Source organism: Actinoplanes subtropicus (assembly GCF_000721705.1).
Taxonomy (GTDB): domain Bacteria; phylum Actinomycetota; class Actinomycetes; order Mycobacteriales; family Micromonosporaceae; genus Actinoplanes; species Actinoplanes subtropicus.
The window spans coordinates 165,923-177,406 of record NZ_JOJL01000020.1 but is presented as its reverse complement, the minus strand read 5'-3'; the positions used below and the strand labels follow the sequence as shown (position 1 = coordinate 177,406).

Below are 11,484 nucleotides of genomic sequence, written 5' to 3'. Positions count from 1 at the left end.
CGGTACGACAGTTTGGGCCGTCAGGCCGCCCCGTGCCCGGCCGGCACCGGCTCGCGCGGCGGCCCCGGCGGAGTCCCCTCCCCGAACGGCCGCCCGCCCAGCGCCTCCCGCCCATGCGGCGACAACCAGTTCCGCAGGTCGGGGCCGGCCGGCACGATCCCGGTCGGGTTGATCTCCCGGTGCACCAGGTAGTAGTGCCGCTTGATGTCCACGAAGTCGATCGTGTCGCCGAAGCCGGGCGTCTGGAACAGGTCCCGCGCGTACGCCCAGAGCACCGGCATCTCGCTCAGCTTGTTCCGATTGCACTTGAAATGGTTGTGGTAGACCGCGTCGAAGCGGACCAGCGTGGTGAACAGCCGCACGTCCGCCTCGGTGATCGTGTCCCCGACCAGGTATCGCTGATCTTCCAGCCTCGAGGACAGCTCGTCGAGGCGGTCGAACAACCGCTCGTACGCCTGCTCGTAGGCCTGCTGCGTCCCCGCGAACCCGGCCCGGTAGACGCCGTTGTTCACATCGGCGAAGACGAACCGGTTGACCTTGTCGATCTGCTCCCGCAGCGAGGCCGGGTAGAGCGCCGGCGCCCCGGCCCGCTGATATTTCGTCCACTCCAGCGACAGGTCGATGGTGATCTGCGCGAAGTCGTTGGTCACCACCTGCCCGCTCGGGATGTCGACCATGGCGGGCACGGTGATCCCCTTGTCGTACTCGGGGAAGCGGGCGAAATACGCCTCCTGCAGCCGCTCGATGCCCAGCACCGGGTCGCGCCCGTCCGGATCGAGGTCGAAGGTCCAGCTCCGTTTGTCGTGGGTCGGCCCGGCGACGCCCATCGACAGCACCTCCTCGAGCCCGAGCAGGCGCCGCACGATGATCGCCCGGTTGGCCCACGGGCAGGCCCGGCTCACGATCAGCCGGTAGCGCCCCGGCTCGACCGGATAACCGTCCCGGCCGTCCGCGGTGATGCGCGTCGGAATGTACCGCTGGTCCCGCTTGAACTCCCCCGAGGGGCTCGCGTACGCCATGCCTCCCATACTGCCAGTAAGGTTGCTCGATGAGAGCAGCCATTACACCGATCCTCGCCGTCGCCGTTCTGGCCCTGACCTGGGCCCGTGATCTGTCCCCGCCGGTGGTCGTCCTCGTCGCCGTGGTCCTGGGCGCCGCGGTCCTCTCCGCGGTGCACCACGCCGAGGTCGTCGCGCACAAGGTCGGCGAACCGTTCGGCTCGCTGGTGCTGGCCGTGGCGGTCACCGTCATCGAGGTCGCGCTCATCGTCACCCTGATGATCAGCGGCGGCGCGAAGACCCAGTCCGTGGCCCGCGACACCGTCTTCGCCGCCGTGATGATCACCTGCAACGCCCTGGTCGGCCTCTCGTTGCTGGTCGCCGCACTCCGTCGCCGGGTGGCCGTCTTCAACCCCGAGGGCACCGGCGGCGCGTTCGCCACCGTCATCATGATCGCGACCCTCAGCCTGGTGCTGCCGAACTTCACCACCAGCCGCCCCGGCCCCGTCTTCTCCCCCGCGCAACTGGCCTTCGCCGCGGTCACCTCGCTCGCCCTGTACGCACTCTTCGTGACCGTCCAGACCCGACGCCACCGCGACTACTTCCTCCCGATCACCACCGCCGGCGAGGTCATCAACGCCGAGAAACACGTCGACCCGCCGACCACCCGCGCCGCGCTGACCAGCCTCGCCCTGCTGCTGCTGGCCCTGATCGGCGTGGTCGGCCTGGCCAAGGGCGTCTCCCCGGCGATCGAGAAGGCGGTCGGCGACCTCGGCATGCCACAGGCCGTCGTCGGCGTCGCGATCGCCCTGCTGGTCCTGCTGCCCGAAACGATCGCCGCCGTCCGCGCCGCCGTCCGCGATCGCGTCCAGACCAGCCTCAACCTGGCGATCGGCTCCGCCATGGCCAGCATCGGCCTGACCATCCCCGCGATCGCCATCGCGATGATCTGGCTACCCGGCCCGCTGCTCCTGGGCCTGGGCGGCACCCAGATGGTCCTGCTGGCCCTGACCGCGGCCGTCGGCACCCTGACCATCGTCCCCGGCCGCGCCAACGTCCTGCAGGGCGGCATCCACCTCGCCCTCGCGGCCGTCTTCCTCTTCCTCGCCGCAAGCCCGTAAATCAAATTCCGCTACCGTACGCATGACGGCTCCCCGCCGATCGCGGCCGCCCCCGCCGCTCCGCGCGACCACCTGCAACAACAGGCCATAGCGCGCCTCTCGCGCGACTCGGTGGTTCCGCCCACCACCGCTCCCGCTGAACACGGGCCGGGCTGGTTTGCCATGGGCCGGGTGTGCGTGGTTGCTGTTGGTGCGGCCGGTCGGGCTGGGTGGGTGGTCCGGGCATAGGGCCGGGCGTGGGTGAGGCATCCTCGGGCGGCGGCCTGCCACGACAGTGGTGACTTGCTGTTCGTGGCGAACAGATGTGCTTCAAGGTTCACCGACGGCCGGCAGACGATGATGACTTGCTGTTCGTGGTGAACAGCAACCCTTCTTCGTTGCCGCGAAGATCGTCCGGCGAGGTCCTTGCGCCGCTTGACGGCCTCGGCATTCGCCGCATATCGCCCACCGTGACCGGCCCCGCCCAGCGTGACCACGCAGCCCCCGGGCCATGGCGAGCCAGCCCCACCACCAAGCCGGCAGAACGGCCCATGCCATGACGAGTCACCTCTTCGGCGGGCACCGAATTCCACGGTGGGAAACGCGCCGAAGGCGTTGTCATTCATCAATATCGAATCGTTGACAGGGTGGATCGCGAAAGTCAGACTCGGCGCGTGAAAGCGATCGCCCGGCTGGTGCTCGTCGCGCTGCTGGCGGCGGCGGGGCTCGCGGGCTGCCGGAATGCGCAGCCCGGGGCGCAGGAGACGCCGGCGGCGACCACGGCGACCCAGTTCGGCGGCACCGACCTCGCCTGGATCCAGATCAACATCGCCATGGACGAGCAACTGCTGCCCCTGCTCGAGCTCGTCCCGCAGCGCAGCGGCAGCCCTGGCCTGCAGGCACTGGCGCTGCAGGTCCAGGCGTTCACCAGCGCCGAGTTGTCCACCCTGCGGTCGCTGCGCGGCCGGGCCGGGCTGCCCTCGGCCAACCCGCACCAGGGCATGGCGATGCCCGGCATGGTCACCCCGCAGCAGGTGACCGACGCGCAGGCGCTGACCGGAAAGCCCTTCGACGCGGACGTCATCAAGGTGATCCGGGCGCATCTCGAACAGAGTCAGAATCTGGCCGAAAGCGAGGACAAATCGGGAGTCGAGCCGCAGACGCGCGCCTTGGCCCTGCAGGTCCTCCGTACTCGCGACGCCGCGTTGACGACGGCCAAAAGCCTTTCTTGATGGCGCGGGAAAATGCGCTCAGGCCGTCACGTCGATGATGCGGCCCTTGTTGGAGCGGGACTGCAGTTCGCGGCGGGCCGCCTGCTGAGCCCGACTCATCGCGTCCTCGTCCTGGGCGACGGCGCGGGCGGCGGAGTTACGGGCGGACAGGTCGGCGTCGAGGCGGGCCTGGCAGTGGGATAGCTGGGCGCGGGCGCTGGTGCTGACCGAGGTGATCGCCATCGGGTCCCCCTTGGGGCTGGTTGCTGTTCCGTTGCTCGGGTCTATCGGCCGGGTTGCGGCGACCCTGCGGATTCTTCGTCGGCGACTTCGGTCACGACTCCAGGGCGACTTGCGTCACGGCTCCAGGTCGACGCCGACCGCGTAGTGGTCGGAGGGGTAGACGCCGCCGGCGGGGCGGTCGCCGGCCAGGAACGCGCCGTGCACGGGCAGGGGCAGGCCGGGCCGGCCGGGGCGGGCGAAGACGTGGTCGATCCGGCGGTCCAGCAGGTGCGGTGCGTCGCGCGGGGCGTACGGGACCGACGAGTCGAGGGTGACCGCGGCGGGGTCGGCGCCGGCCGCCGACCAGGTGTCGACCATGGCGTCCAGCAGGGGAGCGAGCGGCGGCTGGTCGGCGCTCGCGTTCAGGTCACCGAGCAGGAGCACCGGCAGCGGACCGTCCAGGCGCCGGTCGGTGGCGAGCGCGGCCAGCGCCCGGCACTGGTGCAGGCGGTCCAGGGAGAAGCGCGGGTCGGGCTCGGTGCGGGTCACGATGACGTGCAGCGGTCCGCGCGGATGGTCGACGGTGGCGAGCAGCGCGGCGGGCCCGGGCCCGCCGCGCTGGGTGGTGGGCAGCTCGTGGGCCTCGATGGCGACGATCGGCCAGCGGCTGAGCAGCCCGAGGCCCATGTCGATGCCGGGCTGCTCGGCGTACTCCATGATGGTGGGAATGAACGACGGCGCCCAAGCGGCGTGCATGCCGCAAGGGGCCGCCAGGCGATGCGGTTGATCGGTGCCGTCCCCGGACCAGCTCTCGGTCAGGCCGAGCACATCCGGGCGGTAGGTCTCGAGCGTCGCGCCGATCGAGACCTCGCGTTCCCGCCAGTTCCCGCCGAAGCGCCACCACACGTTCCAGACCATGACGCGCATCGATGTAACATACTCAACCGTTCTGCCAGAGACCGATCAGATTGCCCTCGGTGTCGTGGAAGTAGGCGCTGAATCCCATCTCGCCGACGGGCTGCTTGCCGATCGCCACCTTGCCGCCGAGCTTCTCGATGCGGGCGAGCGCGTCGTCGATGTCGTCCACGCCGACGGTGATGACCGGCGCGGTGATCGGGCCCTGCCGGTGCAGCATGCCGCCGTTGATGGCGCCGGGCTCGGTCGGCCGGCCCTGCTCGTCGGTCGCCGTGGTCCCGACCATCGTGTACTGGAATTGCGGCATCGAGTCGAGCCGCCAGCCGAACGCCTCGCGGTAGAACGTCGTGGCCCGCTCGCCGTCGTCGAACGGCACCTCGAAATGGACGACCTTGTCCATGCTGACCTCCTCTTTCTCTGCCGACACTAGGCCGTCGAGAGGGCGAGCAGAAGGCGTTCCCGGCCGCCCGGGGGGACTTACGTTGCCCGAACACCGCCCGTGCCCGCGCCCGGGCATGATGGAGCGGTGAGCGACGCCCCCGCAAAAGGCCTCGTCCTGGTGGTCGAGGACGAGCGGCCGATCGCCGACCTGGTCCGGCTCTACCTGGCCCGGGACGGTTTCGGCGTACACGTGGAGCATGACGGCGCCGCGGGGCTGGCGGCCGCCCGGCGGCTGCGCCCGGTGGCCTGCATCCTCGACATCGCGCTGCCCGGGCTGGAGGGCACCGAGATCGTCCGCCGGCTGCGCGGCGACGGTGACTGGACCCCGGTCATCTTCCTCACCGCGCGCGACGACGAGGTCGACCGCATCCTCGGGCTGGAGCTGGGCGGCGACGACTACGTGACCAAGCCGTTCAGCCCGCGCGAGCTGGTCACCCGGGTGAAGACCCTGCTGCGGCGCGCGTCCGGCACCCCCGACGAGGGCCGCCGGGTGCGGACGCTCGGCCCGGTGACGCTGGACCCCGGGCGGCGCCAGGTCACCGTCTACGGCGCGCCGCTGACCCTGACCCCGACCGAGTTCGACCTGCTCGGCCACCTGCTGAACCGGCCGGGCCGGGTGTTCACCCGGGAGGAGCTGCTGGCCAGCGTCTGGGGATACGCGTCGGCGGCCGGTACCCGTACGGTCGATGTCCATGTCGCCCAGGTGCGGGCGAAGCTCGGCGACGCGGCCACCCTGATCCGCACGGTGCGCGGCGTCGGCTACACCGCCGATGCGTGACTTCTTCCGCACCCTGACCGGCCGGGTTGTGCTGGTCACCGCCGCGACCGCGGTGGTCGCCGTGATCGTCACGGCGCTGGTCGCGGTGCCGGTGGCGATCCGCTCGGTGAATCTGCAGATCCGCGCCGAGTTGGTCGAGCAGAGCAAGATCGCGGTGGAGCTGCTGACCACCGAGAAGCAGGCGGCCCGCGAGCGGATCGCGATCGACCTGCGCGACGAGAAGGTCGAGATCTACCTCGTCCGCCGGGGCGTCGTCGACCGGCCCGGCCTGCCCGCCCGGGTCGTCGACCAGATCGCGGCCGGTTCGCAGGTGAACACGCGGGCCCTGGTCAAGGGCCGCCCGTCGTTCATCGTCGGCCAGCCGCTCACCGGCCAGGCCAGCGGCGTGATCCTCACCCGCTCGGTCGCCACCGGCACCGCGAGCCGGGTGCTGGGCAGCATCTGGATCGCCGTCCTGGCCGGTCTGGGCGGCGGCATCCTGGCCGGGGCGCTGCTCGCCCGCTTCATCGCGCGGCCCATCCGGCTGGCGGCTTCGGCGGCCGCCCGGCTGTCCGCCGGGGACCGGTCGGTGCGGATCTCCCGGCAGGGGCCGGCCGAGGCCGCCGACCTGGCCGCCGCGATCAACCACCTCGCTGCCGCCTTGCAGATCAGCGAGGGGCGTGAGCGGGACTTCCTGTTGAGCGTCTCGCATGAGCTGCGCACCCCGTTGGCCACGATCAGGGGGTACGCCGAGGCCCTGGCCGACGGGGTCGTGGCGGAGGACGACGCCCAGAAGGCGGGCGCCACCATGCTGGCCGAGTCGGAACGCCTGGACCGGCTGATCTCCGACCTGCTCGTGCTGTCCCGGCTGGAGGCCGCCGACCTGCCGCTGGACGTGGTCGCGGTGGACGTCGTCGACCTGGTGCGCGCGGCCGGGGAGGCGTGGGCGGCCCGCTGCGCGCCGGACGGCCCGCTGCTGCGGGTGCAGCTGGCCGCCGAGCCGATCATGGTGGACACCGACCCGGGCCGGATCCGGCAGGTGATCGACGGCCTGTGCGAGAACGCGCTGCGGGTCGTCCCGGCCGGCCGGCCGCTGGTGCTGGCCGCGCACGCCGGCCAGGATGGCGCCGTCATCGAGGTACGCGACGGTGGGCCCGGCTTCACCGACGACGACCTGAAGGTGGCCTTCGACCGGGGCGCGCTGAACCGCAGGTACCGCGGCATCCGTAAGGTCGGCAGCGGGCTCGGCCTGGCCCTGGCGGCGCGGCTGGTGGCCCGGCTCGGCGGCCGGATCAGCGCCGGGCACGCGCCCGAGGGCGGGGCGATGTTCACGGTGGAGCTGCCCTATCCCGACAAGCCTTACGTGACCCGTACATTGCCCTGATCGAGACTTCGTCCGTACGCGGTTGCATTGCCGCCATGAGACGAACCCTCCTGGCCCTCGGCCTCAGCGGCGGCCTGGCCCTCGGCGGTCTGGCCCTCGCCGGCTGCGGCGCGACCGGCACCGCGACCCCGGCCGCCGCCTCCGCGGACATCGCCGACGAGGCACTCGCGCTGAAGCAGGTCGGCTTCGACACCGGCCTGACCGGCGCCCCGTCGCCGAACGCCTCGGCCGGCAGCGGCGACGCACCGCACGGCCGGCAGGTACGTAAGTACCTGCGCAAGAACACGCTGCACGGCGAGTTCACCATCCAGACCAAGAAACAGGGCACCCGGACGATCGTGGTCCAGCGCGGCCAGGTCACCGCGGTGACCGCCACCCAGGTGACCGTCAAGTCGACCGACGGCTTCACGCTGACCTGGAGCGTCGGCGACCAGGTCAAAATCGTTCAGGACAAGAAGGCGGCCGACAAGAGCGCGCTGAAGACCGGCGAGGAGATCGGCCTGGCCGGCACCAAGGACGGCGGCGCCAACGACGCCCGGCTGATCGCGATCAAGCCATGATCTCGGCCGACTAGCCGGGGCCGCGGCCCGTTCCCCGCCCGGGACGGGCCGCGGCGTACGCGGGAATGCCTTTGCTCTATTGAAGGAACTCGCCGAGCGGGCTCAGCAGTAGCTTCCCCAGGTCGGAGGCGATCCGGTCGAGGTGGGCGCGTTCCTTGTCGGTGGCCGTCATGTCGTGGCGCATGCCCCAGAGCTTCTGCGCGTTGCGCCAGGCGACATTCCGGGTGTAATCGATCGCCTCGCCCTGCCACCAGTCGTCCAGCCGGCCGTTCATCGTGTCGATCAGCACCTGCCACCTGTCGAGGTAGCCGCGGCGCAGGCCGGGGATGGCCGCCGCGAAGATCTCGTTGATCTGCAGGTAGTCGTGGTGCTGGATGCTGTCGTCGATCGGGTCGGTGCCCAGGTGGTCGAACGTGGTCACCAGCGCGAACGGCAGGTCGAAGTTGATGTGCGCGTTCACTCCGGCGCAGGCGGCGGGCAGCGGGCGGCAATCCGGGCCCGGGATCCGCTGGAACAACCCGGCCCAGACGCGCGGGCAGCGCGGGCTGGCGTCCGGGCCGGCCCAGGCGCGCAGCGCGTCGAAGTAGCGGGCGGCGAACTCCACGTCGAGCCGGGACAGGAACGACGGGTCGGCGAACCGGCCCGCGTACAGGCGCTCGAGGACGCTCTCGGTGATCGTCAGGTACAGCTTGTTGAAGTCGCAGAGCGGATTCTCCGCCAGCAGCGGTGGCACGCGGCCGAGTATGTCCTGCAGCTTCGTCAGCTGGTCGACCACGGCGGGGACGTCGTCGGGGTACGTCTGCAGCAGATCCGACATCTCCTGCTTCACCGGACCCCAGACCGACTCGGTCATCGGTTCCTCCAGGTGCTTCTCCCTCGGAGGGCCCCCAGCACCACCCGGCGCCGGTGGACGCCGGGTGGTGCTCCCCCGTGCGGGAAGCCTTTCACCGGCGACCTACGCGGGGATCGGTAGAAGTACGTATTCCGCGAACGCAGATAACGAAAAGGTCACGCCGCGGTCAGATAGACCCGGCTGGCCTGCACCCTCGTACGTACCTGGAGCTTGTCGAAGATGTGGCCGACGTGGACGCCGACCGTTCGCTCGCTGATGTACAGCCGCTCGCCGATCTCCCGGTTGGTCAGGCCCTCGGCGACCGCGGCCAATACCTCGCGCTCGCGCTGGGTCAGCACGGCCAGCCCGTCGTCCTCCGCGCCGGGCCCGCCGAGCTCCTGCGTGTCGACGTCGTCGGCCAGCGCCACCCGGAAGCGGTGCGCGGTCGAGACGATCTCGGCGGCGAACGGCCGGGCGCCCATCGCGGTCGCCGTCGCATACGCCTCCCGCAGCGCCAGCACCGCCGCGGCCTTGCGCGACTTGCGGGTCAGGGCCGCCTCGGCGCGGCGCAGCCGGGCGTACGCGGCCGGATAGGGCTGTTTGCGCCGGTCCCACGCGGTCGCGGCGCGCTGCCACGGGTCCGGGTCGTGCTTCTCCTCGACCCGGCTGAGCTCGGCGTTGCACAGGTCGAGATAGCCGTCGACGACCGCGCGGACCGGGGTCGCGGCGTTGCCCACGCCCTGGGCCATCCGGTCGACCACGGTCTTGAGCCGGCGGATCGCGCCCGGGTCGACCGCCTCGCCGGCCGCCCGCGCCTCGGCCTCGGCCCGCAGGCCGTGCCAGGCCAGCACGCCGAGCAGCACCAGGTCGTCGGAGCGGGTCTCGGTGAGTCCACGCTGGACCGCGGCCCGGGCCTGGGCGTGCCGGCCCTGCCACATCGCCAGGCCGGCCCGCAGGGTGAGCATCGGCAGCACGTGCCGGGCGCCGCCGCCGGCCAGCAGGGTGGCCACCGCGTCCAGGTCGCGCTGGGCGGCCTCGACGTCGCCGAAGCCCACCCAGAGCCGGCAGCGGGCCAGCAGCAGCTCGACCGCGTCGGCGCCGGACGGGCGGTGCCGCATGGCCGCCTCCAGCACCGCGTCGGCCTCGGCCCACTGGCCCACCCGGAACAGGCCGTTGCCGGCGATCGCGAGCAGGCGGGTCTGATACGTACGGCCGGCGCCCAGCGCGGCCAGCCGGTCGGCGCCGCGGCGGGCGACGAGCACGCCCTCCTCGACGCTGTTCAGCGGGCCGGTCAGCAGCTCGGCCAGGTGCAGGTACGCCACGCCGAGGTCGTCCGGGTGGCCGGAGCGCTCGGCGATCTCGACGGCGTGCCGGATCACGGCGAGCCCGGCATCCGGGTCCTCGCGGAAGGCGGAGCTGAAGCCGAGGGCGGCGCTGGCCCGGACCAGGTCGCGGGTGGAGCCGTTGACCGCGGCCTGGTCGAGCGCCTCGGTGGCCCGGGCATACGCGTCGGCGTAGCGACCCAGGTGCAGCAGGAGCTCGGCGAGGTTCGCGGCGGCCGAGACGCGCTGCTGCGGGGTGCAATCCGGCGAGCGCAGGGCCAGCTCGTACTCCACCTCGGCGGTCGCCGACCGGCCGGCCGCGGCCAGGTAGCGGGCCCGGCGCAGGTGCAGCTCGCACTCGCCGGGCGCGTCGGGCCGCTGGGACAGCTCGGCCAGCCGGTCGAGGGCGCGCTGGTGCTCGCCGCAGTGGTGGGCCGACTCGGCCGCGTGCGCGAGCAGCTCGATACGTTCCGGGGCGTCGTCCGTGGTCAGGTCGAGCGCCAGGGACCAGTAGCGGTGCGCCTCGGTGAACCCGTACAGCTTCTCGGCGCTGCGCGCGGCCGCGACCACCGACGGCAGCGCGCGAGCCGGCTCGCCGGCCCGCTGCCAGTGATGCGCGAGCCGGGCGTGATCGGCCGCGCCGGAGACCTCCATCGCCTCCGCGTAGCGGCGGTGCAGCGACGCGGCCTCGGCCTCCAGCACCTCCGCCTCCAGCACCTCGGCGACCAGCCGGTGCCGCAGCCGGTAGCCGTCGGCCGAGCTCGCCACGAACCGGTGCGCCACCGCCGCCCGGATCGCCTCGATCAGCTCGGCCTCGGCCAGCCCGGTCACCCGGGCCAGCACGGTGTGCTCGACCGGCTCGACGCCGGCCGCGACCGCGTGCACCACGGCATGGGCCGCCGGCGGCAGCTCGTCCACCCGGGACAGGAAGATCTCGCGCAGCGTGTCGGACAGCTCGACCCGGCCGTCGCGCAGGTCACGGGCCAGCTCCTCGACCACGAACGGGTTGCCGCCGGACCGCTTGTAGACGCGGTCGGCGTCCTCGGGCTCGATGCCCTCCCCGGCGATCGCGCTGACCAGCTCGGAGGTCTGGTCGCGGTCGAGCGGGGCCAGATCCACCACCCGCACCGAGCGCAGCCGGCGCAGCTCGGCCAGCACGCGGCGCAGCGGGTGGGCGCCGTGCAGCGCCTCGGCGCGCACCGCCGCCAGCACCGACAGGCGGATGCCGCCCAGGCCGGCCAGCAGGTAGAGCAGCAGCTGCCGGGTGCTGCGGTCGGCCCACTGCAGATCGTCGAGGACCAGCAGCAGATCCTTCTCGCCGGCCACCGCGCGCAGGTCGCGACTCACCCGATCGAGCAGGGCATCCGCACCGGTCGGCTGATCCCACTGCTGAAGATCAGGTTGATATTGCCGTAAGGCCTGGAGAACGGGGTGCAACGGGGACGCGTCGCCGATGTCCAGGCAGGTCCCGGACAGCACGGAGTAACCCGCGTCACCCATCGCGCGGGCGGTCTCGCGCAGCAGCCGGCTCTTGCCGACACCGCTCTCGCCGGTCACGAACACCGCGGCCGTGCCGCCCGGACCGACATTGCGCAGGTCGGACTCGATCTCGGCAAGCGTGTCGGTGCGCCCGACAAGCGGACCGTCGTCCCCCTCCTCGCTGGCCATGCAGGGCAGCCTAGTGCGAATGGACCTAGCAGGTTCTCGTCGGTTCGGTCTGTTCTGCGTCACAAAAGTGACGG

11 protein-coding genes are annotated in these 11,484 nt (G+C 72.0%); 5 read left to right on the top strand and 6 right to left on the bottom strand.

Annotated features, from left to right (window positions below; translation table 11 throughout):
• Window positions 1-20: 20 nt before the first annotated feature.
• Window positions 21-1,019: a glutathione S-transferase family protein gene (locus tag IH26_RS0126050; protein WP_051808511.1), complete on the bottom strand. Its 999-nt coding sequence runs from the start codon at window positions 1,017-1,019 to the stop codon at window positions 21-23.
• Between the two features lie 29 nt (window positions 1,020-1,048).
• Between IH26_RS0126050 and IH26_RS0126045 the strand changes: the two genes are divergently transcribed.
• Window positions 1,049-2,119, top strand: coding sequence for a calcium:cation antiporter (locus tag IH26_RS0126045; RefSeq protein ID WP_030438864.1), 1,071 nt, complete (start codon window positions 1,049-1,051; stop codon window positions 2,117-2,119).
• Window positions 2,120-2,772: 653 nt separating this feature from the next.
• A complete protein-coding gene (locus tag IH26_RS0126040; RefSeq protein WP_030438863.1) occupies window positions 2,773-3,330 on the top strand; it encodes a DUF305 domain-containing protein in 558 nt (185 codons plus the stop codon).
• Window positions 3,331-3,348: 18 nt separating this feature from the next.
• Here the strand turns inward: IH26_RS0126040 and IH26_RS0126035 are convergent, their stop codons facing one another.
• The 3 genes from IH26_RS0126035 to IH26_RS0126025 form a co-directional block, all read right to left on the bottom strand.
• Window positions 3,349-3,552 (bottom strand): hypothetical protein, encoded by a 204-nt coding sequence (locus IH26_RS0126035; RefSeq protein WP_030438862.1) that lies wholly within the window; start codon window positions 3,550-3,552, stop codon window positions 3,349-3,351.
• A 114-nt stretch (window positions 3,553-3,666) separates the two neighbouring features.
• On the bottom strand, window positions 3,667-4,458 hold the full coding sequence (locus IH26_RS56120) for an endonuclease/exonuclease/phosphatase family protein (RefSeq protein ID WP_084599068.1): 792 nt from the start codon (window positions 4,456-4,458) through the stop codon (window positions 3,667-3,669).
• 13 nt (window positions 4,459-4,471) lie between these two features.
• Window positions 4,472-4,846: a VOC family protein gene (locus tag IH26_RS0126025; protein ID WP_030438860.1), complete on the bottom strand. Its 375-nt coding sequence runs from the start codon at window positions 4,844-4,846 to the stop codon at window positions 4,472-4,474.
• Between the two features lie 126 nt (window positions 4,847-4,972).
• Here IH26_RS0126025 and IH26_RS0126020 point away from each other — a divergent pair, with 126 nt between their 5' ends.
• From IH26_RS0126020 to IH26_RS0126010, 3 genes are read left to right on the top strand one after another with little or no spacing between them, the layout of a single operon-like run.
• Window positions 4,973-5,665: a response regulator transcription factor gene (locus tag IH26_RS0126020; RefSeq protein ID WP_030438859.1), complete on the top strand. Its 693-nt coding sequence runs from the start codon at window positions 4,973-4,975 to the stop codon at window positions 5,663-5,665.
• Window positions 5,658-7,028, top strand: a complete 1,371-nt coding sequence (locus tag IH26_RS0126015; protein WP_030438858.1) for a sensor histidine kinase — start codon at window positions 5,658-5,660, stop codon at window positions 7,026-7,028. The genes IH26_RS0126020 and IH26_RS0126015 overlap by 8 nt, the downstream gene beginning before the upstream one ends.
• 35 nt (window positions 7,029-7,063) lie before the next feature.
• Window positions 7,064-7,588, top strand: a complete 525-nt coding sequence (locus IH26_RS0126010) for a hypothetical protein (protein ID WP_051808510.1) — start codon at window positions 7,064-7,066, stop codon at window positions 7,586-7,588.
• A gap of 76 nt (window positions 7,589-7,664) precedes the next feature.
• Here the strand turns inward: IH26_RS0126010 and IH26_RS0126005 are convergent, their stop codons facing one another.
• Window positions 7,665-8,441 (bottom strand): DUF5995 family protein, encoded by a 777-nt coding sequence (locus IH26_RS0126005; RefSeq protein WP_030438856.1) that lies wholly within the window; start codon window positions 8,439-8,441, stop codon window positions 7,665-7,667.
• Window positions 8,442-8,596: 155 nt separating this feature from the next.
• Entirely contained in the window at window positions 8,597-11,410 is a 2,814-nt protein-coding gene (locus IH26_RS0126000; protein WP_030438855.1) for a helix-turn-helix transcriptional regulator, read from the bottom strand.
• Window positions 11,411-11,484 lie beyond the last annotated feature (74 nt).

Coding starts and splice junctions, on each gene's coding strand:
- IH26_RS0126010 (WP_051808510.1), top strand. CDS start 7,064: ATGAGACGAACCCTCCTGGCCCTCGGCCTCAGCGGCGGCCTGGCCCTC.
- IH26_RS0126050 (WP_051808511.1), bottom strand. CDS start 1,019: ATGGCGTACGCGAGCCCCTCGGGGGAGTTCAAGCGGGACCAGCGGTAC.
- IH26_RS0126005 (WP_030438856.1), bottom strand. CDS start 8,441: ATGACCGAGTCGGTCTGGGGTCCGGTGAAGCAGGAGATGTCGGATCTG.
- IH26_RS0126035 (WP_030438862.1), bottom strand. CDS start 3,552: ATGGCGATCACCTCGGTCAGCACCAGCGCCCGCGCCCAGCTATCCCAC.
- IH26_RS0126000 (WP_030438855.1), bottom strand. CDS start 11,410: ATGGCCAGCGAGGAGGGGGACGACGGTCCGCTTGTCGGGCGCACCGAC.
- IH26_RS0126045 (WP_030438864.1), top strand. CDS start 1,049: ATGAGAGCAGCCATTACACCGATCCTCGCCGTCGCCGTTCTGGCCCTG.
- IH26_RS0126025 (WP_030438860.1), bottom strand. CDS start 4,846: ATGGACAAGGTCGTCCATTTCGAGGTGCCGTTCGACGACGGCGAGCGG.
- IH26_RS0126015 (WP_030438858.1), top strand. CDS start 5,658: ATGCGTGACTTCTTCCGCACCCTGACCGGCCGGGTTGTGCTGGTCACC.
- IH26_RS56120 (WP_084599068.1), bottom strand. CDS start 4,458: ATGCGCGTCATGGTCTGGAACGTGTGGTGGCGCTTCGGCGGGAACTGG.